This is a genomic window from Chitinophaga sp. XS-30 (genome assembly GCF_008086345.1).
Taxonomy (GTDB): Bacteria; Bacteroidota; Bacteroidia; order Chitinophagales; family Chitinophagaceae; genus Chitinophaga.
Genome location: NZ_CP043006.1, coordinates 1,975,884 through 2,001,300 on the forward strand (window position 1 = coordinate 1,975,884; position 25,417 = coordinate 2,001,300).

Annotated in this window: 21 protein-coding genes; 10 read left to right on the forward strand and 11 right to left on the reverse strand. The window is 52.2% G+C overall.

Going from position 1 to position 25,417, the window contains the following annotated elements; genetic code table 11:
- Window positions 1-22: 22 nt before the first annotated feature.
- From FW415_RS08170 to guaA, 11 genes are all read right to left on the reverse strand, one after another.
- Window positions 23-838, reverse strand: coding sequence for a sulfite exporter TauE/SafE family protein (locus FW415_RS08170; RefSeq protein ID WP_148383772.1), 816 nt, complete (start codon window positions 836-838; stop codon window positions 23-25).
- A gap of 322 nt (window positions 839-1,160) precedes the next feature.
- On the reverse strand, window positions 1,161-2,291 hold the full coding sequence (locus tag FW415_RS08175) for a cytochrome-c peroxidase (protein ID WP_148383773.1): 1,131 nt from the start codon (window positions 2,289-2,291) through the stop codon (window positions 1,161-1,163).
- Window positions 2,292-2,331: 40 nt separating this feature from the next.
- On the reverse strand, window positions 2,332-3,879 hold the full coding sequence (locus tag FW415_RS08180; RefSeq protein ID WP_148383774.1) for a DUF6850 family outer membrane beta-barrel protein: 1,548 nt from the start codon (window positions 3,877-3,879) through the stop codon (window positions 2,332-2,334).
- Between the two features lie 7 nt (window positions 3,880-3,886).
- Window positions 3,887-5,221, reverse strand: a complete 1,335-nt coding sequence (locus FW415_RS08185) for a DUF4876 domain-containing protein (RefSeq protein WP_148383775.1) — start codon at window positions 5,219-5,221, stop codon at window positions 3,887-3,889.
- Between the two features lie 12 nt (window positions 5,222-5,233).
- Complete coding sequence (locus FW415_RS08190; RefSeq protein WP_148383776.1) at window positions 5,234-8,224, reverse strand: TonB-dependent receptor domain-containing protein; 2,991 nt, start codon at window positions 8,222-8,224, stop codon at window positions 5,234-5,236.
- On the reverse strand, window positions 8,217-9,257 hold the full coding sequence (locus tag FW415_RS08195; RefSeq protein ID WP_148383777.1) for a FecR family protein: 1,041 nt from the start codon (window positions 9,255-9,257) through the stop codon (window positions 8,217-8,219). Before FW415_RS08195 ends, FW415_RS08190 begins: the two co-directional genes overlap by 8 nt.
- Window positions 9,258-9,324: 67 nt before the next feature.
- Window positions 9,325-9,924 carry an RNA polymerase sigma factor gene (locus tag FW415_RS08200; protein WP_148383778.1) on the reverse strand — a complete coding sequence of 200 codons (600 nt, stop codon included), beginning with the start codon at window positions 9,922-9,924 and terminating at the stop codon, window positions 9,325-9,327.
- Window positions 9,925-10,138: 214 nt separating this feature from the next.
- On the reverse strand, window positions 10,139-11,731 hold the full coding sequence (locus FW415_RS08205; RefSeq protein ID WP_148383779.1) for an ATP-dependent DNA ligase: 1,593 nt from the start codon (window positions 11,729-11,731) through the stop codon (window positions 10,139-10,141).
- A gap of 1 nt (window position 11,732) precedes the next feature.
- Window positions 11,733-12,836, reverse strand: a complete 1,104-nt coding sequence (locus FW415_RS08210; RefSeq protein ID WP_148383780.1) for a ligase-associated DNA damage response exonuclease — start codon at window positions 12,834-12,836, stop codon at window positions 11,733-11,735.
- A 258-nt stretch (window positions 12,837-13,094) separates the two neighbouring features.
- Window positions 13,095-14,423 carry an ABC transporter substrate-binding protein gene (locus tag FW415_RS08215; RefSeq protein WP_168208729.1) on the reverse strand — a complete coding sequence of 443 codons (1,329 nt, stop codon included), beginning with the start codon at window positions 14,421-14,423 and terminating at the stop codon, window positions 13,095-13,097.
- 101 nt (window positions 14,424-14,524) lie between these two features.
- Window positions 14,525-16,063 (reverse strand): glutamine-hydrolyzing GMP synthase, encoded by a 1,539-nt coding sequence (guaA, locus tag FW415_RS08220; RefSeq protein WP_148383782.1) that lies wholly within the window; start codon window positions 16,061-16,063, stop codon window positions 14,525-14,527.
- Window positions 16,064-16,152: 89 nt separating this feature from the next.
- On the opposite strand from guaA, the gene FW415_RS08225 reads away from it, so the two are divergent.
- From FW415_RS08225 to FW415_RS08270, 10 genes are all read left to right on the forward strand, one after another.
- Window positions 16,153-16,866 (forward strand): head GIN domain-containing protein, encoded by a 714-nt coding sequence (locus FW415_RS08225; protein WP_148383783.1) that lies wholly within the window; start codon window positions 16,153-16,155, stop codon window positions 16,864-16,866.
- 59 nt (window positions 16,867-16,925) lie between these two features.
- Window positions 16,926-17,855 carry a dialkylrecorsinol condensing enzyme DarA gene (locus FW415_RS08230; RefSeq protein ID WP_148383784.1) on the forward strand — a complete coding sequence of 310 codons (930 nt, stop codon included), beginning with the start codon at window positions 16,926-16,928 and terminating at the stop codon, window positions 17,853-17,855.
- A gap of 142 nt (window positions 17,856-17,997) precedes the next feature.
- Window positions 17,998-19,134: a beta-ketoacyl-ACP synthase III gene (locus FW415_RS08235; RefSeq protein ID WP_148383785.1), complete on the forward strand. Its 1,137-nt coding sequence runs from the start codon at window positions 17,998-18,000 to the stop codon at window positions 19,132-19,134.
- Window positions 19,135-19,251: 117 nt separating this feature from the next.
- On the forward strand, window positions 19,252-19,674 hold the full coding sequence (locus FW415_RS08240) for a hypothetical protein (protein ID WP_148383786.1): 423 nt from the start codon (window positions 19,252-19,254) through the stop codon (window positions 19,672-19,674).
- Window positions 19,675-19,683: 9 nt separating this feature from the next.
- Complete coding sequence (locus tag FW415_RS08245; RefSeq protein ID WP_148383787.1) at window positions 19,684-20,685, forward strand: BtrH N-terminal domain-containing protein; 1,002 nt, start codon at window positions 19,684-19,686, stop codon at window positions 20,683-20,685.
- Complete coding sequence (locus FW415_RS08250; RefSeq protein ID WP_168208730.1) at window positions 20,682-21,428, forward strand: ABC transporter ATP-binding protein; 747 nt, start codon at window positions 20,682-20,684, stop codon at window positions 21,426-21,428. The genes FW415_RS08245 and FW415_RS08250 overlap by 4 nt, the downstream gene beginning before the upstream one ends.
- Window positions 21,429-21,480: 52 nt before the next feature.
- Window positions 21,481-22,728 carry an ABC transporter permease gene (locus tag FW415_RS08255; protein ID WP_168208731.1) on the forward strand — a complete coding sequence of 416 codons (1,248 nt, stop codon included), beginning with the start codon at window positions 21,481-21,483 and terminating at the stop codon, window positions 22,726-22,728.
- Window positions 22,729-22,780: 52 nt separating this feature from the next.
- The gene (locus FW415_RS08260; RefSeq protein ID WP_256378907.1) at window positions 22,781-23,083 is read left to right on the forward strand and encodes a phosphopantetheine-binding protein; all 303 of its coding nucleotides are present in this window, start codon (window positions 22,781-22,783) and stop codon (window positions 23,081-23,083) included.
- A 12-nt stretch (window positions 23,084-23,095) separates the two neighbouring features.
- Window positions 23,096-24,346, forward strand: a complete 1,251-nt coding sequence (locus FW415_RS08265; protein WP_148383790.1) for a beta-ketoacyl synthase — start codon at window positions 23,096-23,098, stop codon at window positions 24,344-24,346.
- Window positions 24,347-24,399: 53 nt separating this feature from the next.
- The gene (locus FW415_RS08270) at window positions 24,400-25,413 is read left to right on the forward strand and encodes a beta-ketoacyl synthase chain length factor (RefSeq protein WP_148383791.1); all 1,014 of its coding nucleotides are present in this window, start codon (window positions 24,400-24,402) and stop codon (window positions 25,411-25,413) included.
- Window positions 25,414-25,417 lie beyond the last annotated feature (4 nt).

The following is a 25,417-nucleotide window of genomic DNA, read 5'->3' on the forward strand; positions in this document are numbered from 1 at the left end:
ACCGTTTGCGCAAAGCGGAGGATCAGGCGAAGATCAGCCGTACGCCTACGATCAGCAAGGCCCCTGCAAGTGCAAGAATGATGCCTTTGGGCTTGACTTTGCCCGATAGCCCGGCACCCAGCTGCGCACCCATGATCACGCCGGCGCCAATGGCCGCGGCGGTCTGCCATCCCTGCTGGAAGCTGCCCTGGATGATGTGTACAACGGTTCCGGCCAGCGCCATCACGGCCAGTATCAGATGGGAGGTGGCTGTGGCGATATGTATCGGGAAATTCAGGAGGCTGATGAGTGCGGGAACATGGATGATGCCGCCGCCAATGCCAAGCAGGCTACTCAGGAAACCGACCGCAAAACTGATGAGGATCCCCGTCCAGATATTGAACGAAAAGCGGTGTTCCTCCCCGTTGCGTTCAACCACATGGCGGTCCACACACCTGCCGCGGTTCATTTTGGCGGCATAAGCGCCCTGCTGCGGCTTCAGCATGAGAAAAACCGATACGGCGATCAGCAACAGGCCGAGAATAATATTAAAGGCATGGCGGGAGATCACGGTGGTGATCATGGCGCCGGCAACAGCGCCTGGCAGTGTGGCTACTGCGAAGATGATGGCGGAGCGGTAGTCGATACGCTTTTTGCGTGCATAGGCAATGGAGCCTGAAGTCGCATTGAGAAAGACGACGGAAAGAGAGATACTGGTAAGGACGTCAGGGGGCATGTCGGGGTACATCAGCAATAGCAGCGGCATCAGTATAAAACCGCCGCCGGCACCGATGAGCGTACCGAACGTGCCGATAAAAAATCCTAGTCCAACTAATAACAATACAGACAACAGGTCCATGTCCTTGCAGGCAATTTTTTTACGTGAAATAGTGCATCCGTCATGCCATGCAGGGAAAAGAAACAAACATTGATCACAGCAAGGAAATGCCGCCAGGAGCGGACAATTGCGTTTTTTTTAATGTTGGTTTTTGCGCGATCTGATCTGCCGGATCAAGGCAGATGACAATTAATGATTGGTTCCTTTTCCTTAATATCTGTTACGGCATTAAGGATGTTTTGGTGGCTGGAACGTGCCAGCAGAGGTAAAGGTAGGGTATTTTTTCGCCACCAAAATTGTAGACTAAAGGACTTTTTTTGAAGTGCCGGAGCGGGTTTTTCCCTTACTCCGGCAGCTCCGGCCGTCTCATTTTATACGGGACGCCCGTTATGGCGTGCAGGAATGCTACCAGGGCCTTTTTCTCTTCCGCGCTGAGATTGAGTGGCTGCATCAGCGGGTCCGTCCGCGGAAAGAGGGGATCGTTTTCCTGGCCGGGCTTGGGCTTCATCATTTGCATGCCGCTGTTATAGATATTGATCAGGCCATCGATATTGTCGAAAAGGCCGTTATGCATCCAGGGGCGGGTTAGCATGACGTCCCGCAGGGACGGAGTGCGGAAACGGCCAACGTCGGCGGGGTCTCCCGTTACGTTGTAGCGGCCGAGATCTTCATATTTCCTTTTATAATAAGTAAGGCCGATATTATGGAACTGGTTGTCCGTCATAAATTGCCCGTTATGGCAGTTCATGCAGCGGGCTTTTGTACGGAAGAGATGGAGGCCGTGTATTTCTTCATCGGAAAGGCGCTTGTAATTGCCGTTTATAAAGTGATCGAAACGGCTGGTGCGGCTGCGAATGGTGCTTTCAAACGCTGCAAGCGCTCCCAGTATGCGATCCACGCTGATGCTGTCATTGCCATACGCAGCGTTGAATAATTGACGGTAACCTGCTATTTCCCTGAGTTTTTCCGGCAGTACGCCTGGGTCCATATTCATTTCGTGGTGTGTACCGATGGGATTGAGGGCCTGGGCTTCCAGTGAGGCGGCCCGCCCGTCCCAGAAAAACTGTTTGTGGATGGCCACATTCAGCAGTGATGGGGTATTCCGGGAACCCTGGAGGTGGTCGTGACCGAGTGATACGCGTCGCCCGTCGCCCCAGGCCAGGTCGGGGTCATGGCAACTGCTGCAGGATATCTGCTTCGAACCCGAAAGGCGGGGATCAAAGAAAAGCATTCTTCCCAGGTTAACCTGCGGGTCATTCAGTTGTGTAACAAGGCTGGTATCGGGCAGCAGCGGGACCAGTTCTTCCCATTGCACGCCGCTGTCTATTACCGGGCGGGGCCACTCACTTATGGGCCGCTCATATAACGCTCTCAGACTGTCTGATTCCCTGTTCCCCCTTTCTGTTCCCGGGTTCAATGAGCACATGAACACGATCAGCATCAACATGGAGAATACAATTGATATACTTTTCATCGTAATGATTTAATACTTCCTTACCGTTGCTCCGCTTTTTTTAAAGATAAAGACTAAAACTTAATGCGCCCTGCAGGCGGTACGCACCGATCTCCGGCACATCTGCCACGGTTCTTTCCGTTTCGCGGAGCAGGCGGTCATATACGATCTTCAGGCGAACGCCCGCCGGCATTTTGTCGATGATCTTCCGCGATATATAATTGGCATGCAGCTGCAATGTTCCGGCAGTGGACGACCAATAGTAGTAATCCCTGAATAACACGTCCATCGAAAATGCTGTTCTTTGCGTTGGCAATACGTTGATCATTTGTGTTAAAGGGCAGCGTACACCCGCTTTCAATTGCAGATAAAACTGTTTGCCCGCGTATAATTCACCATGCACCATTGGCGTGAGATGGGAATATTGCAGGGAATGAGCAGTAACAAAATCCTCCCGTTCCGACTGCTGCCATTGGATGGATGCTCCCCATCCTGTGTTTTTAACACCAGTTTTGCCGTAATCCAGCACTATGCTGCTGAAGCGGTTCCGGTAATTCTGCGCGTTGAGAGCTGGCAACAGGGGGGAACCGCTGTAGGTGTTCTTGTCGTCTCCCCTGATATAGCTGGCTTCCAGGTTAAATGTATGCTGCAGGCCGCTTGCGGCACTGAGGTTCAGGCGATAATTATCCAGCGTGTAAGTTCCCCATTCGAGATCTTTAACGGTGGTTGACTGGGGGCTGCCATACTTGTCCAGGCGGCGTTCCCATGAAAGGCTGTTCTTCCATTGCCAATCTGTGCCGTTATATGCATGATGCACGGCACTGCCCCATGTGCGTACCCGCACATCCAACTGCTGGCTGTTGCTCGCCCGGGGTTGCATATACCCCATCCCCATCATCAGCCAGGTCCTCCGTTCCGGATAACTGTCGTAATTAAACTGATAACGGGGATTCATGTATTTAATGCTGTTGCTCTCATAGCCATATCCCCACATGGCCATGATACCGGTAACATGACGGCCCTGTTGCCAGGCCAGTTCCGGTTTCAGCACCAGTGAAAAATTCTTCACAGATGGTCTGGGATCTTCCTGACGGTGCGCGGTATGGTAAAGGTATGTTACGCCCGATCCTATATAAAGCCGGTCTTCTTTCAGCGTATAGGCAATACGGCCGCTGATATCATACAATTGCCGGTCGAAGCTGCCTGCCTTGCGGGAAGCATAATAAAAAGGGCGCATATGGTCCGGTATCCCCATCAGTGACCAGGACAAGCTGTCCTGGCTGCTGCGCTGATAAGTGAACTTTCCGTAAACCCTGAACCGTTGTATGGTACGTAAACCGGTTGTTGAAAAGGTAATATCCTTGTGTTGCTGAGGGACTTGCGCCTGCCGCAGTCCGCCATCCTCAATGCGCCCGGTGAGCGACAGCATGCCGGTATTCGCAACGGGATAGCTTGCCAGGCCCGCCACTGAGCTGACGGCTTGCCGGTATGCAGCCTGTGCCGGGCGGTACAGCCATATGCTGTCTGATACTGTCTGCGCTGTAGCGGTTGCAGACAGTATCAGCAGCAATCCTGAAAATATTACCCTGGTAAAATGAGTTTCGGTCATCTTCCAATTATTGCGCAAATGCATTTCCGGAAGGGTCTGCATGTATGGTCACAAAATCTATAGATGAATTATTCGTATCCTGCAGCACTATTCTGCCACCCTCTGTTTTTTGTGTTTTGCGGATCAGTGCCTGGGATGAATAAGAGCCGTTAGTTACATAATTGAATCCCGCATCGAGGTCAAGTGAAACCCTTTTGGGACAACGTTTGGTTTGCTCGGTGGGTTGAATTTCCACTATATCGAAGATGTTCATGGCACTTTTAGGCATTTGCAACCTCAGTTTGCCGGAGGTCAGGTTGTCCGGCGTTTTGAATGCTCCCCAGGTGGTAATGTCCGCACCGGATTTAAAGATCAGTACGGCTTCCCTGCCCGGGTTGTCCAATACCAGGTCGCGGTTGGAATTCAGGATAACCGCAAGATGGGTCTTATTGGTATTCATATCGGAGGCGAGCGGGTTTACGCCGGGCTGGTCTCCCATATATACATCAAAATCCGCATGGCTCAGGTCTACGGTCAGATCGGGGTTGCGTACGGTTATTTCCTTGCCGTTAACGCCGATGTAAGGTGCTTTGTGATTGATTGCAGTGGCAGCGATGATAATGCTTTTGCCGGGCTGTACCGGGTAGGTAGTGCCGTTGCCGGGGATGCGGAACAGCGCATCTGCGTAAATATAGTCCGTATTGGCATTTGCATCTGCCATACCCGGGCTTTTCGTCCAGTCCCATTGGCCGGTGGGCAGGTAATATGGTTCGGTCAGATCGATTTTTTCCATAGCGGTATTCACACCTTCCACCTGGCAGATATACAAACTGTCCGCATACAACACTTCCGCTGAGTTATTGTACAGTTCGATGAATTGATCGCGGAAAAGCGCGCCGTCCTTATTGTCAGAGCCTGCGTAATAGATCTGTTTGATGACCCAGTTGCCTTCTCCGCTTCCTGTACGGAGGCCAACGGTGATGGTGTTCTGGTCAGCAACGGCAGACTGTGCATTCGCACTGCCGGAAAAGAACACAGAACCGTCTGCCCTGATACCGGTTACCGCTTCATAGTCTTCGGCGGAAACCTGGAGGTGTACAGCCACGTCATAACTACCCGGGACCACACTGGAAAAAGTGGCCTGATCTTTTTCCTCTGTCAGGCTGTCTTTGTAGGACTGGCCGGTGGTAAGGTTGGAAATAGTGATCACAGCTCCTTTATAAGGAATGGCCATTTCTCCCATCTCTGCGGCTATGGATAATTTAACAGTGACGGATACCGGTTTGAGACCACTATCCTTCTTGCTACAGGCTGTAAGTAATCCTAACAACCCTGCCAATGCGAGGCAGATATTTCTTTTCATATGTTTTGATTTTTAGAATTTGAATGATATTTCACCGGAAACGCTGACCGGTTCACGTAAGGTCCTGACGTCACCGGTGACCCGGTTAAGCACCCGGTTACGCAAATTGAACACATTATAAGCGCGTACGGAGAACCGGATCTTTTTCCTGATCTCTTTCGCTACCTGTAAATGAAAATTCATGTAAAACGGGTCCGAGCCTTCGGAATCTTTTGCGTCGTATAGTCCCAATGCGGTGTAGATCGGGTCTGTGTCTGCATGGGGCCCGAACACGTAATAGTTGCTTTGCAGATCTGCATATCCCAGCGGCATTTGACTGCTGCCGAGGCTTTTGCGTTGCCGGGTAATGAACATGTCAGCGGATATGTTCACGATAAAGCCCAGTTTTGGTATATGCGTAGTAGTATTGAGTTTGCTGGTGAGTGACCAGTATTTGTAGCTGGTAGCCGGGTAAACGCCGAACATCACATTGTACAGGGTCTGCAGGTCTGCTTCCGCGAATTTGAGCCGCTGGTTACTGTTGCTGAAATCGCTGAAACTGAAGCTGGATACCAGTGAGAAACTGGTCTGTATGGATCTAATTTTCTTTGTGCTGATGAACCATTCTACGCCGATATCATTGCTGGATGTACCATTCGTGACCTTGTTATATTTCATAGCGGCGCTCAGTTTGGTAGTCACGCTGTCTGTCTGCCAATACACCAGCTTGTTGTTCTCGATCTTGTAATCATATACCGGCAGCCGGAATGTTTGAAACTGGTCGGCGGTTGTGAAACCATCCCGGTTGCGTTTATAATACAGGAATAATGAACTGCTGATCCGGGCATCCTTGTATTTCAGGCCGCCTTCCAACTGGCTTGCTCTCATCGGTTTCAGCGCGCTGTTGTCCGGCAGCAGTTTCTCCGTGTACACGAGGAATACACGTTTGGCGGGATCGGCATCATATACCTGCAGAACCGGCAGGTCAAAATAAATGGGTGAAGGATAGCGATAAGCCATGGTCGGAGCCTTGGTGGCCAGACCATATCCAAAGGTCACCTGCCACGTTTTGTTCAGGGAATAAGCCATATTCAAACGGGGTTGCAAAGTGCCCTGACCGTTCTGCACATCATACCGGAGGCCCGCGTTCGTGGTTAAAGTACGCCCTGATACCATCAACTCGAAATTGTCCTGCAGGAAGTAGCCGCTGTTGATGATGGCAGGCATCAGGTCGAAGCTGTAGGGGCGCTCATTCTGATAATTCAGGTTGGCGAAGCGCGGTGCTTCGGGATTTACGACCACTCCCTTACCGCCGTTGTTGGAGATATACAGATTTGCACCTGCGCTGAGCTGATGCAGTACCTTTCCTGTGCTGGCCTCCCCGCTGAAGACGAGGTTGCCGTTGAAGTTTTCCGGTTCTCCAAGAATATGATCTATTGAAGTGAAGATGCCGGGGGTGTAATATCCTTCATAGATACCGGTGGTGTCTTTATCCGCCATGGGGCGGGGATCGCTGTTGAATGCATATTGCGTATAGGATTCCTGGTGGCCTTTGCTGTAACCCATGCTGAGGCTGATTCGTTTCAGGTAGTCATGTTGTATGGTAAAAGCGGTACGGTTTGATATGCGGATATTCCGGCTCCTGATAAATGTTTTCTTCTCTCTGATATCTTCAGGGTCCACCTTTATATCATCATTACGGAAACTGTAATCGACGGAAATGGTGTTTTTGATATTCTCCCCGAAGTGGTCGGTCCACATAAGCCCAAGATTTGTGCGGGCGTACGTTTGCAGATTTGTGACGGGATTCTCGTTGCTTCGCAGATAATTGGCGGAGAGGTTCAGTGCACCCCATTTCCTGCCCAGCGCCAGTCCTTTCGAAAGTGAATATTGCGAAGAATATCCGCTGATGCCAATGCCCAATTGTAATTTGTTTTTACCCGCCTGCCGGTCTATGATCACGGCGCCGTTGGTGATGTCGCCGTATTGCGCGGGGGCAACGCCGGATATCACTTCTATCCGCTCGATGTTATTTACCGGGATATCCCGCAGATCGAGACCGGTAAATGGAACATCAAAGCTGCCGTAACCTGCCTGTGAAATAAGGCTTCCGCCGTACTTTCCGATACTCTTTGTCTGCATGTTGGCATTGTTGGAAAGCAGGATGTCGTCAATGATAAATGCAGTGCCGAGAGAGTTGTTCATCGCTGCGCCGGCGTTGGCGCTCGTACGCAATGTAAGTGTCTGCACTTCATGCAGATTGGGCGCTTTGATCTCTTTGCCGGGGAGGTTGTTCAGTATATCGGCCATGCTGAATGCCTGGGACTGCTCGATGGATTCACGGTCGAATACCACGGAAGAATTGGATTGCTGTGCTTTCTGTACACCGGTTACCTGTACGCCTTCGAGAGAAAGGCTGAGGTCCTGCAGCCGGAAAAGCTGCATTTGCCCATATTCTTTTTGTTCGACCAGTCTTTCCTCTGTTCGTTTCCCGACGTATGTTACCGTAATGCGTGCCACTGTGATATGCGGCGGTACCTGCAGCCGGAAAGTACCCTCGTTGCTGGTGGTCAGCAGGCTGCCGGTTTCCCTGACCTTCACGGAAGCAAACTCAAGCGGCTGATCTTTTTCATCCAGCACTTTCCCGGTCAGCACTTGCGGTTCCGCCGCCTTTTCTGCCAGCGGAGCATGGGCTGCTGTTACGTTCTGTTCCCTGGGTTTGTATATCAGCACCCGGGAGCCATTTACCCGGAAGGTGAAGCCGCTTCCTCTCAGGAGGTTGTCAAGAATATGCTGTATGCTTTTCTGCCTGGCGGCGTATGCTTTTACCCGCACCTGCCGCAGCTCAAGGGGATTATAAGTGAGGTTCAAACCTGTGGCGCCGGCCAGCTGACGGAGGGCTTCGTCCAGGGTACCTGCTTTAATCCCGATGTTATAACGTTCGCTCTGCGCCTGCCGGGCATAACTTCCCGCTGTTATCAGGCAGCTGAAGCATAAACAACATATGATGATCCCCTTATTCATTCTTTAAAATTTCACTGCACGGTGCGCCTTTCAGCCGGATGGTATTTCCGTTGACGGTACAGGTAATGCCATAGATAATTTCCAAAGTGCGTAGTATCTCCCGGATATTTTCGCCGTGGCGGAAAGCAGTGGTGATCCTGCAATCTGCCATGGCCGGGTCGCTGAACACCAAATGCATATGGTACAAGTTCCGGAGTACGAGTTGCAGCTCCCTGAAACTAACATCATTCAATACGATCCGGCCGTTCATCCATGCTGCGGTTTCGGGTGAATAGCGCATGAGCCTGAGTGAACCCGAGCTTTTGTTGATGGTGCCACCTTCGCCGGCTTTCAGGCTGATCGCTTCCTGATGTCCTGAACGGCTCAATATTACTTCCCCTGTTACCACACCTACGCTTTCTTCTTCCAGTCCCGAATAGCTTTTCACGCTGAATACCGTCCCGAGGTCCAGTACACGCATGCCGGAGGGTGTTGTAACGGAGAAAGGTTTACGGGTGTCATGTGTTACATCAAAGCAGGCCTCACCCTCCAGCAGGGTTACTTCCCGCTGCTGCCCGAAAGTTTCCCTGTACTGAATACGGCTTTCCGCATTCAGCCATACAGACGAGCCGTCAGGCAGCATGAATTTTTTTATTTCCCCCACGCCTGTCCGCGCCATTACCAGGGAAGCTGAAGGCTGCCGGAATATGAGGATACAGGTGATGGCAGACAGGAGTATCAGGACTGCGGCTGCGGGCAAATGCCATTTCCGGTTCCTTCTTGCTTCAACAGGTACCGTAGCGGTGATGGTGATCTCTTCCGGCTGATGTAGCAGGGCTTTGAGTTTTGCCGTTTCTTCTGCTATTTCTTTTGCCTTCCCATAGCCATGCAGGGCGATGACCAGTTCCCTGGCTTCCCGGAATATGCTGCCGTGCTGCGGGAATTCCTGTTCTTTTTGCTTCCAGTACGCAACGGCATCAGGATCTGTTCCGAGACAGCAGGCTATAAAAGTTTCATCACTTACCAGGTATTCAATGGTAACAGGTTGCTGCATGCAAGTGGGCTTTTTATGTAAGAGGGGATGGGGAAACAGTTTTTACCCTTCAAAAAGGGAATTTTTTTTACCGCAGGGCCAATTGTGCGGTCAACACGGATGGGTAGGGGGTGTCAGTGCCGGCCAGTTGGGCTCTCAGCGTTTTGATGGCCTCGTGTAATTTATTGTAGATAGTGCGCTCGCTCAGGCCGGTGCGGACTGTTATTTCCCTGTAGCTGAGACCTTCGAGATATTTCAGACGGATAAGTTGTTGCTTCCGGGGAGGCAGCAAGGCTATAGCGGCGGATACAGCTTCCTGCAAGCGAAAAGTGTCATCACGATGAACAAGCTCCTGCTCATGGGAAGTTTCGGCCGGTTCATCACATGTATCCGGCCAGCCTGATGAAGAAGGGTCAGCCTGCCTGTTTTCCAGCATGCCAATTAACCGCCTCTTGAAAGCGGTGAAAATGTATGCCTGCGGACTTTGCGCATCCGGGAGCGAGTCGCGTTTCTGCCAGAGGTACAGGAAGGTCTGGTTAATAGCGTCTTTTACCAGTTCCCGATCGGAAGAGAATTTTAACCCGTAGGCCAGTATTCCCGTATAAAGCGTGTTATGCAACCTGTAAAGCAGGCTTTCATCTCCCTGCAACAAACCATGCCACAAATGTCTGATATCAAGGTTGGTCATATTATTCCAATATGATTTGAATAATGGGCAAAATTACGCCCTGCGGTTTGATAAGGTTTACGAAATGCGGAATTTTATCGGCGTATTAAAGAGACGGAAAGGTGGGGAATGCAAGCCAGTAGCGGGATTTATTGTTTTTAGAGCAATTCCCGATTGGAGCAACGGCGTTGCCAGGCAAGTTGTTGCAGCAAAAAGTGGTCGATATGAACCAGGCTTACACCTCCAGCAATTGCTTCAGATCGTCCAGCGTATTGATCTCCTCCGCCGTTTTATCTTTCCGCCACCTGTGGATGCGCGGGAAACGCAGCGCGATGCCTGATTTGTGCCGGTTGGATGCGGCAATGCCTTCAAATGCGATCTCGAAAACAAGCTCGGGCTTCACCGTACGCACGGGCCCGAATTTTTCCACGGCATTCCGTTTTACCCAGTTATCCACTTCAGCGATCTCTTTATCTGTGAGGCCGGAATAGGCCTTGGCAAAGGGGACCAGCTGATCACCGTTCCGCACGGCGAAGGTGTAATCGGTATAAAGATTGGAGCGGCGGCCGTGGCCTCTCTGTGCATAGATCATCACGGCATCTACGGTAAAAGGATCGATCTTCCATTTCCACCAGTCGCCTCGCCTCCTGCCAACCTGGTAAGCGGAATCGAGTTTTTTCAACATCAGCCCCTCGCTTCCGTTCCTGCGGGAGGCTTCTCTGAGCGCGGCCAGCTCTGGCCAGTCGGAGTAAGGGACCAGGGGAGAGAGCTTTAATGCCGGCTGGCGAATGCCGCCCACGAGCTTTTCCAGCAAGGTCCGCCGGTCCTGCAGCGGCAGCAACCGTATGTCGTTGCCTTGCCATTCCAGCAGGTCGTAGCAATAGAAGATCACCGGCGCTTCCTGCAATTGTTTTTTCGTGACATTTTTCCGGCCGATGCGTGTCTGCAGCGCCTGGAAAGGCAAGGGGCGATCACCTTCCTGGTCGTAGGCGAGTATCTCGCCATCGATGGCTACGCCTTCCGGAAGAAAGGTTTGCAGAACGGTCAGTTCCGGGAATTTCTCCGTGATCAGCTCTTCTCCGCGGGACCAGATGAACAATTGCCCGTTGCGGTGGATCATCTGGCCGCGGATGCCATCCCATTTCCATTCCGCCTGCCATTCTTCCGGCTCACCCAGCTCTTCCGGCGGGCTTTCAAGGGCGTAGGCGAGGAAGAAGGGATAAGGCCTGGAATCGTCCGCATTCCGCGCTTCTTCGTTCAGCAGATCTCCCATGGTGGTCTGCTGCGGGTCCCAGTTGCCGCTGATCATGTGGGATATTGTCGCCGGCGCGATGTGATAGGTCTTTGCCAGCGCGTTCACGATCATGCTCTGAGACACGCCGATGCGAAAGCCGCCGGTGATGAGCTTGTTGAAAACAAAACGTTCTGTATGCTGCATCTGGTCCCATGCATTGCGGATGAAGGCCGATTTTTCAGCTTCCGGCGCCTTTTCGAGCGCGATCAGCCGGTCGAGCCAGTAATGCAACGGCCTGGGAGCTGTGGTGATATTGGGTGGCGGCAGCAGCAGTGCAATGGTTTCCGCGAGGTCGCCTACGGTGTGATAACATTCGTTGAACAGCCATTCGGACAGGCCTGCCACTTCCATACACCATACTTTCATGAGTGTGGAATTGACAACGCGTTTTGGTTTTCGCCCGGAGAAGAGCGCCAGCACCCAGGGTTTGTCCTTTTCGTCCGCCGTCGCAAAATAACGGCTTAGCGCAGCCAGCTTTTCGTTGGTCTTCGTGCTTTGTGAGAGCGTGAATATGAGTTGTGAGAAGTGCTGCATACTACTCGGGTGTATCAGGTGTTCCATTCCCCGTTTGAGGTGTTTCCGCACCGGGCGCCTGTATGTGTAATGCCGTATTGCCGGAGGATGCTGCGTTTCCGGCTCCGGTTATTTCTTCTTCCTCAGCACCGTAGGCCGTTTTTGCTTCTTCCGCTTCCAGCCCGTTTTCCTGCAGGTATCGTGCCATTACGCTGCTGAAGCCATGCGTGGCAAATATTTTCTCCGCGCCCGTGGCTTTGATGGCCTGTAAAAGCCCCGGCCAGTCGGCATGGTCCGATATCGCAAAACCGGCATCGGCATTTTGCCTGCGGGTGTTTCCCCTGACCTGCATCCATCCGCTGCAAACGCCCAGTGCGTAAGGGGCAAAGCGGCGCATCCAGGCAGAGTCTGCCGCGGAAGGAGGGGCAATGACCAGGCTGTTCGGGAAAGCTTCCTTTGGTGTTTGCGGTGTGATCAGCTCCACCTGGGGCAAAGGCCATCCATGTTTGCGAAGCATCTCATGTGCATTGAAGATGGCGCCGTGCACCAGGAACCGCTCGACCGAATGTGAGAGGTTGTAGATCAGCCGCTGGGCCTTTCCCAGGCTGTAAGCTACCAGTACGCTGTTCTTTCCCGCTTGTTCATTTTCGTGTATCCACGACCGTATGTCGCTGAAGATATTGTGCTGCGGTTTCCAGCGGTAAATGGGTAGCCCGAAGGTGGATTCCGTAATGAAAACGTGGCATTTCAACGGTTCAAAAGCACCGGAGATACCGTCATTTTCAGTTTTGTAATCACCGCTGGCCACCCAGGTCTGCCCGCCGTAACTCACCTTCACTTGTGCAGAGCCGATCATATGCCCGGCGGGATGGAAGGAGAGGGTAACACCGTTAATATAGATTTGCTCTCCGAAGGCCAGTCCCTGAACGCTGATATCCTGCCCCAGCCGTAACTGCAACAGCGGTATGCTGTCCTTCGCACAGAGGTAGTGCTGATTACCCGGACGGGCATGATCGGAATGGGCATGGGTAATCACTGCACGGGGCACCGGTTTCCAGGGATCGATATAGAAGTCGCCGGCCGCACAATAGATACCTTTGTCCGTAAAGGAGAGAACGGGTTGCATGGATACTGAAGTTAAGATAAAACAGGAGGGCATCAAAATTCAGGCCGGTTGCCGGAAAACAGATTACCGGAAAACAAAGAGGGGATGACTCAAAAGTAAAATGTAGTCCCTTTGAGTCCGCTTTACGTAACCCCTTTGCTCCGCTGAGTCCATGTTTGACAGCTTTTGTGTCAACTTATTTCAGGACGAGGCAGGACCCGAATAAAAAAAAGGCTGCATCGATCTGATACAGCCTCTTCCCCGGATCTCCGAAAAATGTCAGAGATGGGCATTCATCCGGTAGTCGGCGCTGTCGCCTTTCTGGATGATGTAAATATTTTTGTTCTCGAAGTATGCGGGTATTTCGTCTTTCTCTTCGTTCAGATAAACGGGTTGAAAATTGAAATCGGTGTAAACGCGGTTGGCGGGTTTGTTGAGATCTTTATTGAAGTACACGCCATCCTGCGTGAGCGCCTTCACAAAATACCAGGTTTGTTCAAATCCTTTGAAGGCCATGTCCGAAGGGCGTGATTTATACACGCGTTTGAAATAATCGGATACATATTTACTGAAGGTATCTGCTTTCTCGTTGTAATAGGGGGATGAATAGTAGAGGGTAAGCCCTTCGAATTCAGGCTCTTTGAACTTCATCACATCCCAGGTAGGCATACCGAAGATATGCATCGGATAGGTGGCTTTATGCACGGCGAGTTTGCGCAGGATATTCTTGGCGCCGGCTTCGTCCAGTGCTGTGATGATGCAGATGTTCGGCCGGTCTGCCAGCAGGTATTGCGTCAGCTGGGCATCTGTGGTCGCATCGCTCCATACTACCTCACGGATACGGCTTTTTTTGTCATATGACATTTTATCGTAGGCGACCTTGATGTTTCCGCCGATGCTGGCTTCGAAGGAGGAGCCTCTACGGATCACCAGGATATTCTTGGTGGCAAATCCTTTCTGCACGTAGTCGTGTATAGCCTCTACATGTGAGCGGAGAGTGCTGTTGCTGATGAGCAGAAAGGGATTTTCTGAAATGCCGCCGTCGTTAGGGAAAGTGGCGGATACGAGGTTGATCTGTTTTTCCCGGGCAAAATCGCTCAGTGGTTTCAGTTCCGGGGTGCTTACCGCGCCGATGATCAGGTCTACCGCATCCAGCTGGCGGTTGCGGATCAGGGTAGGCACATCGTTCTGACGCGCTTTGTTGTCGAACACCTGCACATTCAGCTGTACGCCTTGTTTTTCCAGGGAATCGAGGGCAAGCTGTACGCCTTCATAGAATTCGAGGCCGGGCAGCACATAACGCGGCATGGTGCGGCCGGGAATCTCCAGCGAAGCAGCGAATACGGAATCCAGGTAAAGCGGTGCAAATACAGCGATGTTGTAGCTGCTGCGTTTCACTTCTTTGGCGAAAGCCGGAACATTGAAGGGAGCTTTGGCATCCGGTTTCTTTGTTTCCTCCGGTTTCTTTTCCTCCGGTTTGGGCTTGCTCAGCTCCGGCGGCGGGCCGTCAGTTTTCGCAGGCGCCGGGCGGAAGATCGCACAGGCCTGCAACAGCATGATGCCGGAGAGGACAAGCGTACACCTGATAAATGTTTTCGATCGGATCATATGGTGCCAGTAATTGCAAAAATCATTCCACGTAAACGAATAACGAACTGCAAATGAGCATTCCCGCATTTGCAATCCGTTATTGCTAATCTGTAATCAATTTATTCCCATTCAATTGTAGCAGGCGGTTTCGAACTGATGTCATACACCACACGGTTGATGCCTTTTACTTTATTGATGATATCGTTGGAAACCTTTGCCAGGAATTCGTAGGGAAGATGCGCCCAGTCCGCCGTCATGCCGTCTGTGGAGGTTACAGCGCGGAGGGCTACGCAAAATTCGTAAGTCCTCTCATCGCCCATTACGCCTACGCTCTGTACGGGCAGCAGAATGGTGCCTGCCTGCCATACCTGGTTGTAGAGGCCGGATTCTTTCAGTCCTTCTATATAAATGGCATCTGCATCCTGCAGCATCTGTACTTTTTCCGGGGTGATCTCTCCGAGAATGCGGATCGCCAGGCCAGGGCCGGGGAAGGGATGGCGGGCGAGGAAGATGTCGCTGATACCGATCTCTTTGCCCACGCGGCGTACCTCGTCTTTAAATAAAAAGCGCAGCGGCTCCACGAGGCTCATGTTCATTTTCTCGGGGAGGCCACCCACATTGTGGTGGGATTTGATGGTGGCCGAAGGGCCGTTCACGGAAACGGATTCTATGACATCAGGATAGATGGTGCCCTGGCCGAGGAAACCAATATCTTTCAGCTGCGTGGCTTCCTGCTGGAATACATCGATGAAGAGCCGGCCGATGATCTTGCGTTTTTCTTCCGGGTCTTTCACCCCGTTCAGCTGGCCGTAGAACAGTTCTTTGGCATTTACGCCCTTGACGTTCAGGCCCATATGTTTATAGGAGTCCAGTACGGTCTCGAATTCATCTTTACGCAAAAGCCCGTTATCCACGAATACGCAGTACAGGTTGGGGCCGATCGCCTTGTGGATCAGCTCTGCGGCTACGGTAGAGTCTACGCCTCCGCTGAGGGCCATCACTACTTTACGGTCGCCTACCTGTTCTTTGATCCGGGCGATGGTTTCCTGTACGAATGCAGCGGGCGTCCAGTCCTGCTGCAAACCGCAGATATGGACCAGGAAGTTGCGCAGGATCTGCTTGCCTTCCAGGGAGTGCGTTACTTCAGGATGGAATTGCAAGGCGAACATCGGGTTTTTGGCGAGGGTATGGCTTTTGAAAGCCGCTACGGGGATGTTCTCGGTGGTGGCGATGGGGGTGAAGGCCTCAGGAAGACGGATGATCGTGTCCGCATGGCTCATCCACACCTGGCTTTTCGCTGAAATGTCGTATAACAGCGGCTCTTCCTTGTCGCTATGCTCCATGAAAGCACGGCCATATTCACGGGTGCTGCTTTTGGCCACTTCGCCGCCGAATACCTTGGCCATCAGCTGTGCGCCGTAGCAAACGCCCAGTACAGGCACTTTTTCCGCCATGGCGGCAATGTCTACTACCGGCGCCTGAGGATCGTTCACGGAGAACGGTGAGCCGGAGAGGATAATTCCTTTAATACTGTCTTCCCAGATGACCGGTTTCAGACAAGGCTGTATTTCACAATAAACATTCAGCTCCCTGATGGAACGCGCAATCAGCTGCGTGTACTGGGAACCGAAATCGAGGATCAAAATCTTTTCTGTCATGGTGGTGCAAAGATAGGGTTTTGGGTGTATATCCAAAATCCGCCGCAGGTCGGGAATTCTTTGTATTTTTCAGCCGTAAAACCCAAAGTATGAAGAAGCAATTAAGGTATTTCCTGATATCCCTGCTGGTAGCCCCTGTTTTTGCCGCATGTGATAATGTAAGCGGCAGCGGCAATGTTGCCCGGGAGGAACGCCGGACCGGCAGCTTTTCCCGTGTTTCCCTGGAAGGGTCGATGAATGTGATCATTGCAAAAGGAGAGCAAAGCACATCCGTGATTGAGGCGGAAGACAATTTAATGGAGTATATTGAACTGATAAATGACGGTGATGAGCTGGTCGTGCGGTTCCGCAGGAATACCAGTATCCGTTCACATAAAAAGATCACGGTTTATCTTACTACCAACACCCTCGAAAGTATGCGGGTTTCCGGGTCCGGTAATATGGAGCTGAAAGGGCTTTTCAGTACAGCAACGGGGATGGATATTGACCTTTCCGGCAGTGGGAACATCACCGGGCAGGTCAACGCACCGGAAGTGGATATTGATATATCAGGTTCCGGGAATGTTACCCTCAGGGGAGAGACGCGGGATGTGGACATCGATATTGCCGGCAGCGGCAACTGTCGCGCTGAAGACCTGCTGGCGGAAAACGTCAGTGTGAGCATTGCCGGCAGCGGGGATGTACGGATATTTGCCAGCCGTAACCTGAAAGCGGATATTATCGGTTCAGGAGGGGTGGCTTACAAAGGAGAGCCTTCAATCAAACTGAATAAGGTAGGTTCCGGCAGTGTGCGCAAGCTGTAGCAACAAATTGGAAAACTTTTGTATGTTTACGGTTTTTTTTAGAGTTTCTATAACTGTTTATGAGCCAACAAGCGAAGATTTTGGTGGTGTATTTCACCCAAACCGGGCAGTTACGCAGGATAATCGACCATGTGACAGCGCCCCTTCAGGGCAAAGCCGCCATTACATATGAGGAGATCGTGCCGGTACAGCCTTTCCCTTTCCCATGGTCCAAACAGGAGTTTTTTGATGCCATGCCGGAAACGGTTTTGGGCAGCCCCCGCGGTATTCAGCCCCTGAAAGTGAGTCCCGATGAACATTTTGATCTGGTGATCATGGCTTATCAGCCCTGGTTCCTTTCCCCATCCCAGCCGGTAGCGGCTTTCCTGCAAAGCCCGGAGGCTTCCCGCCTGCTGAAAGGCAAACCGGTGGTAACTTTGCTGGGTTGCCGGAACATGTGGCTGAATGCCCAGGAGAAAACCAAAAAATACCTCGCCGATATCGGCGCCCATCTCGTTGGCAATATCGTGCTGGTAGACAAGCACCCCAATCTCGTTTCCCTGATCACTATTCTGCGCTGGACCGGCAAAGGGAAAAAGGACGCTTTCTTTATCTTCCCGCCTGCCGGAGTACAGGAAAAAGAGATTGTGGAAAGCAGCCGTTTTGGCGCACCCATTCTGCAAGCCCTGGAACAGCGGAATTTTGCGGGGCTGCATGAACAATTACTGGCCCTGGATGCCGTTGAATTGAAACCCGGGCTTATTGTGCTGGAAAACCGCGGGCGCGGGCCATTCCGTTTCTGGGCCAGGTTCATCAGCGCCAAAGGGGAGCCGGGTAGCGAAAGCAGGAAAACACGGGTGACGATGTATCGCATCGTATTGCTGGCGGCCATTCCGTTGCTGACACCATTCACTACGGTTGCTTCCTGGATGCAGCTCACCTTCCGGAGAAAACAGCTGGAAAATGATGTGACCTATTATAAAGGAGTGAGCCTCCGTGAAATCAATTAATTCGTAATTAACAATTCATAATTATCTTTAAGGCCGCAAAAAACACCGGAAACCATAAAATCGGGCAGAATGACCGATAAACAGGATAATAATACAGATGAAATGCAATTCCATCTGGCAAATAAATAGACAAATATCACTGATGAAAGAAGTATATATTACCAGGCTCTCCAAATTTTTGCCGAATGAGCCAGTTGAAAATGATGATATGGAAAGCATCCTCGGAATGGTGGATGGAAAACCATCGAGGGCAAGAACAATGATCCTGGGTAATAATAAGATCAAAACCCGTTATTATGCGCTGGATAAAGCAGGAAAAAGCACGCATACCAACGCGGAAATGACCGCGGAAGCAGTGAAAAGCCTGTTTGATGACAAATTCCCCATCAACCGTTTGCAGCTGCTGGCCTGCGGCACCACCTCGCCGGACCAGTTATTGCCGAACCACGCCGCCATGGTGCATGGCATCCTGAAATGCCAGCCTGTGGAGCTGATCGCTGCTACGGGCGCATGTGCGGCAGGTATGCAGGCGTTCAAATACGCTTTCATGTCCGTGAAATGCGGCAATACTGCCAATGCCGTAAGCACCGGCTCGGAAAAATTTTCCAGCTGGATGCTTGCCCAGAAGTTTGAACCGGAAACCGAGAATCTCAAGAATCTGGCGGAAAACCCGATCATCGCTTTTGAAAAGGATTTTTTAAGATGGATGCTCTCCGATGGCGCCAGCGCCGCCCTGTTCGAGGACAAGCCGAATGAAGAAGGCCTGTCGCTCCGTGTGGACTGGGTAGAGATCGCGTCCTATGCCAATAATCTCGATACCTGCATGTATGCCGGCGCGGTGAAGAATGGTGACGGTACCACCAAAGGGTGGACCGATATGACACCGGAAGAATGGGCTGCCAACAGCGTGTTCTCCTTCAAGCAGGATACCCGCCTGCTCGGGAAGAATATCGTACCTTCCGGTGCGCAGATGTGGAAAGAGCTGGTAGACAAGTACAATATCGATATCAATAAACTTACCTGGTTCCTGCCGCACCTCTCTTCTGAATATTTCCGTTTCCGGATCGATGAAGAGATCGCGAGGCTGGGCGTGCATATCCCGCAGGAAAAATGGTTCACCAATCTCACCCGCGTGGGAAATGTCGGCACCGCTTCTCCTTATTTTATGCTGGAAGAGCTGTTGAACCAGGGAAAACTGAAAAAGGGGGATACGATCGTGATGATGGTGCCGGAAAGCGCAAGGTTCTCTTACGCCTACGCCCATATTACGGTGGTATAACAACGATCGGAACAATATTATCAATGCAGCAGAAGCGGTACATCTCACCCGGTTTTTGCTGCATTTGATTTGTTTGGCGTTCCTTCCGGCCGCCGCAAAACACAAAAAAACGGGCACATGAAAAAAGATGAAGTTCCCCAGGATGGGGACAACCTGCATCACGGCACTTTCAAGCAGCTCTTTTACGCAGTGGACCAGTCCGGCGAATACACACCGGTAACAAGTGTAGGCTGGGAACCGGAAAATGTGGCGCTGGACCAGGCCTGGGAAGAAGTAGAGCTGAGGGTCAAAGAAACGCGGGACAAAGTGCTGGCCGGGCAGCTTAGTCCCATTGCCTACTACATGGAAAGAACACTGCTGGACCTGCCGCTGCTGGCCCGGAAAGTGGGGAAGTTCCAATGGCAGGTAAAGCGCCATATGAAACCCCATGTGTTCAGCCGCATGAAACGCAGTTTAACAGAACGTTACGCCACGATCTTCGCCATCAGCGCGGACGTGTTGCAAAAAGGGGAACTGCTGCCATTCCAGCGGCCCCAGTAAATATTGACAATGACAGCATTCCATCATGTACAGACCGCACATTGCGAAAGCGGTGTAATTTCGAATATGTTCCGCCATTACGGGCTTCATATCAGCGAGCCGATGGCTTTCGGTATCGGGGCCGGCATCTTTTTCGGCCACCTGCCTTTCGTGAAAGTGAACGGCGTTCCCGGAACAACATACCGCATCTGGCCCGGCGCCATTTTTTCCAGGGTCTGCAAGCGCCTGGGCGTGAAAATGGAATCGCACAAGTTCGGCAGTCCGGATAAAGCCATGCAGGCGCTGGACGATGTCATCGCCCGGGGAATCCCGGTGGGCATGCAATCCAGCGTTTATTACCTGCCGTATTTTCCCGCGTCTTACCGTTTCCATTTCAATGCCCATAACCTGGTCGTGTATGGGAAGAACGAAGATGATTATCTCGTCAGCGATCCCATCATGGAAACCGTTACGACAATAGACCGGGAAAACCTCATCCAGGCGCGGTTTGCCAAGGGTTTCCCCGAGCCGAAAGGCAAAATGTATTACCCACTCGGCATACCGGAGGAAGTGGATCTCCGGGAACCCGTCAGGGCCGGCATTAAACAGGCCTGTTACTATATGCTGAAGATCCCGATGCCAATGTTCGGGGTGAAGGGCATTCGCTTTCTGGCCAAACGGGTGCAGAAATACCCGGGGAAGGTCGGGGACCGGAGGGCAGGGCTGTACCTGGGTAATATCATTCGTATGCAGGAAGAGATCGGCACCGGCGGCGCAGGGTTCCGCTTTATGTACGCTGCTTTCCTCCAGGAAGCCGGTACGCTGCTGCAGAACGAGGCGCTGAAAAAGATCGGGAAAGACCTTACCACTGTTGGCGATCTCTGGCGCAATTTTGCATTTGAAGCTGGCCGTGTGTGCAAAGCCCGGGCAGCGAATAATATATCATACAAAGAGCTTGGCAGTATGCTGCTACATATCGCGGATGAAGAAGAAAAGATTTTCCGTCGTTTATCCAATGTGAAATTGGCATGAACAGCATCGAAGTGAAAGATATGTACAAAACCTACACAGGCGCTTTACAGCCCAGCCTGCAGGGATTGTCATTCTCCTTTCCGGAAGGGAAGATCGTGGGACTGCTGGGGCCGAATGGCGCGGGCAAGACCACAACCATTTCCATTTTATGCGGACTGGTCAAAGCCGATAGCGGAAGCGCCGCGATATTCGGGCAACCGCAGGCTGCCCGCAGCCGGGAGGCGATCAAACGTGCCATTGGCGTTGTGCCGCAACAGATCGCGCTGTTCCCGCAGCTCAGTGCGCTGGAAAACCTGACCTATTTCGGAAACCTTTATGGCCTGAGGGGCAGGCCGCTGAAGGAAAAGATATTGTCGCTCCTGGAGATGTTCGGACTGGAAAAGGCCGCCGGCAAGGAAGTTGGCAGGTTTTCAGGTGGGATGAAACGCCGCACCAATATCATCGCGGCTATTTTACATGAGCCCCGCCTGCTGGTGCTGGATGAGCCTACAGCGGGAGTGGACGTGCAATCGCGCAGTATGATACTGCAATTCCTGCGCGACTACAACCGCCGGGGGAACAGCGTGCTGTACACCTCGCACCTGCTGGAAGAAGCGCAGCAGATATGCGAAGACGTTGCCATTATCGATGAAGGCAAACTGGTCGTGCAGGGAAATCCGCAGACCCTCATTCATCAACACCAGGATTGCCGTAACCTCGAAGATGTGTTCCTGCATTATACAGGGCATGCCGTAAGGGACTGAATATATTATGCTAAGAACTATCGCAACAATCAGAAAAGAATGGCTGCTGCTTATGCGTGACAAAGCGGGGCTGGCATTGCTTTTCGTGATGCCGGTGGTGCTGATCACCGTGATGGCGCTGATACAGGACGCGCCGTTCAGGGACTACCAGGAAGTGAAGTTCGATATACTGGCGGTAGATAACGATCATGGCCGCCTTGGCCGTTACATCCGCGAGGGGCTGGGGCAAAGCGGGCAGTTCAACCTGATCGATTCGCTGAACGAACAGCCGCTGAGCGAAGAGAAAGCCGCGCAGCTCATCCGTGAAGGGGCCTACAAGATCAGTATTACCATTCCCAAAGGCGCCACGGCGGAGATCGTCAGCAATGCCAACAAGATCGTTAACGATATTTCCAAACGGATGGGCATGCCTGCGCAGCTGCCGGTGAAAACGCTTATTACCGATTCGCTGGCGGTGCAGTTATACTTTGATCCCGCGGCTAAAAAGGCGTTCCGGAGCGCGATATACCAGGCTCTGGATAATTTTCTCACGCAGGTGCAGACGGACCTGTTGCTGGAGCGCATCCAGCTGCAGTTGCGGAAGCGTGACAGTACAGCTACGGACACGTTCCCGGCCATCCGGCTGAAAGCCGTTGCGCTGAAGGAAACGGCATTGGGGCATGGAAGGCAGATCGATGTCATCAGCAATTCCGTACAACATAATGTGCCGGCCTGGAGCATTTTTGCGATGTTCTTCATCGTGATACCCATCGCCGGCAATATGATCCGGGAGCGGGAAGACGGGAGCCTGGTGCGGATGAAGCTCATACCGGGCAATTATCTGTCTATCCTTACCGGCAAGCTGGTATTCTTCGTGGGGATCTGTACGGCGCAGTTTTACCTGATGATGCTCGTAGGACTCTATATGCTGCCCCTGCTGGACCTGCCGAGGCTGCAACTGGGCGTGGACCATGCCGCAGGCCTGATCACGGCCATCAGTATCGGTATCACGGCTACAGCATACGGTATCCTCATCGGCACTATTTTCAAAACGCCTAACCAGGCACTGAATTTCGGCGCGATCTCCATCGTGATCCTCAGCGCCATCGGCGGCATCTGGATACCGCTGGAGGTAATGCCGGAGAAAATACAGGCCATCGGCGGACTGTCTCCATTAAGCTGGGGGCTGAATGCGATCAATGATATCTATCTGCGGAATGGCAGCATCCGTTACATCCTGCCGGATATTGTAAAGCTGCTGACCTGCGGCCTGCTGATGCTGGGCATTGCGGGATGGGTGGAGCAGCGCAGGATCGCATAACGGAATAAACATTTTCATAACAACCTTAAAACGATTAATTTTAATCCCTGGAATGCGCCGCGGGCCAATCACCCGGAAGCGCTTAACCTACAACATTATGGAAGCGTTAAAATTGAAATTGAAACAGCAGATCATCGAGGCATTGAACCTGCAGGACACGAAACCGGAGGATATTGACGACAATGCGCCCCTGTTCGGCGAAGGGCTGGGGCTGGACAGTATTGACTCGCTGGAGCTGATGGTACTGCTGGAAAGGAATTACCAGATCAAGGTAGAAGATCCCCGCGAGGGCCGCAAGATATTACAGTCCGTTCAAACCATGGCTGAATTCATTCAAAGCAAACAACCTGCATAAACTTCTGGCTGCATGGCGGAACGTGTGTTTATAACCGGGATGGGTATGATCTCCGCAATTGGCAGCAATGTGAAGGAGAATCTCCGCAGCCTGCGCCTGCAGCGTAGCGGCATAGGTCACACCCGGCATATCGATACCATTCACAAAAACGTGCTCCCCGTTGCGGAGGTGCCGCAGTCCAATGCGGAACTTGCCGCGCTGGCCGGTGTTAATGCCGGGGGAGGATATACACGCACTGCCCTGCTGGGCCTGGTGGCCATGCGGGAAGCGCTGGCTTATGCCGGTATAGAGAATGCCGCATCCATGCCGGCCGCTTTTATAAACGCTTCCACGGTAGGCGGTATGTGCGATACGGAAAAGGTATATTTCGATATCATTGACCCGCAAAAAGAAGGTACCTTTCTTCAATCCATCGATACGCTGGACTGTGCGGATTGCACGCAGCGTATAGCCGATGCAGTAGGTATTCACGAATATGTGACCACCATCAGCACCGCCTGCTCCTCCTCCGCCAATGCCCTGATGTACGGCGCAAGGATGATCCGGCAGGGATTGGTGCAACGCGCTGTCTGCGGCGGAACGGAAGCGCTGACACGCTTTACCATGAACGGTTTCAATTCCCTCAAGAACATCGATAAACAAGCCTGCCGCCCGTTCGATCAGCACCGGAATGGCCTGAACTTGGGTGAAGGCGCAGCCTACCTCGTACTGGAAAGCGAATCCCTGGTGCGGGAAAGCGGCGCGGAAGTGCTGGCCGAGCTCAGCGGCTGGTGTAATACCAACGAAGCTTTCCATCCTACATCGCCTTCGCCGGAAGGGGACGGGGCTTACGAGGCCATGAAGAATGCGCTGGCCATGAGCGGCCGGAGCATTGATGATGTGCAGTACATCAATGTGCATGGCACCGCCACACTGAATAATGATGCATCCGAAGGGAAAGCGCTGGAACGGCTTTTTGGCGCCCGTGTGCCGAAGTTCAGTTCCACCAAACCTTTTACGGGTCATACTCTCGCCGCCGCCGGAGCAATAGAGGCGATCTTTGCCGTGCTGGCCATCAACGCGCAGGTGATATTTCCCAATCTCAATTTCTCTGAAAAAATGGAAGAACTGAACGTTGTTCCGGAAACAAAGCTGCTGGAAGAGTATCCCGTAGAGAACGTGATCTCCAACTCCTTCGGCTTTGGCGGTAACAATGCTTCACTGGTGATCAGCAAATATGAAGCCGGCATGTTTGAAAAAATCGTTAAACACACAGGGGAATGATTATTTCAAACATCCGAGGCTCCATCCGGCCCGTAAAAAATTAAAGAAAACGGATGAAAGGTAGATTTTACATACAGGGCACCGCCGCTATCTCCCCGCAGGAGAGTTTTTCCGGTACATTCACGCCGCAGCTGGCCAGGCTGGAGGACAGGAACCTGTTGCGTGTAAAGGAACCGGATTACCGCGACTTCATCGCCCCGAACAGTCTGCGGCGCATGAGCCGCGTGCTGAAAATGGGGCTGACCACAGCCCTCAAATGCCTGCAGAACAGCAATGTCGCCGTGCCGGATGCGATCATCACCGGAACGGGCAAAGGGAGCCTGCATGATACAGAACGCTTCCTGCACGACATCCGTCAATACAAGGAAACGGCGCTTAATCCCACTCCCTTCATTCAATCCACCTACAATTCCGTAAACGGCCTTATTGCCTTGCAAACCCGATGCACGCAATACAACAATACCTTTGTTCACCGCGGTTTCTCTTTCGAACATGCGCTGCTGGACAGTATGATGCAGCTCAATGAAGGCGCCGCGAAACATGTGCTGGCCGGGGCTTTTGAAGAGATCAGCGACGAGCATTTTTATATCAAAAGCCGTATCGGCTTCTGGAAGGAACAACTGACGCAACCTGCCGATATGCTCACTTCCGGTACGCCCGGCACCATATCCGGTGAGGGGTCGGCATTTTTCGTGCTTTCCACAGCGCCTTCGGATGTGCATATCGCCGGGCTTAAAATGCTGTACAAGCCTACGCAGGAGCAGGTGAGCACTGCGCTCGGGAATTTTCTGCGGGAACATCAGCTGCAGCCGGAAGACATCGGGCTGCTGATCACCGGCCGTAACGGGGATGTGAACTTCGACTTTTATTACCAGGAACTTATTGCGCAGTACTTCCCGCAAACACCGGAACTTCCCTTCAAACAGCTTTGCGGCGAATACGATACGGCTTCAGCTTTTGCATTGTGGCTGGCAGTGGAGCGCATGAGGGCCGGAGGGCCGGAGCATGTGCTGATCTATAACCAGTTCTTCGGGGAACAGCATTCGTTTGTGCTGCTGGGGAGGTGATTAC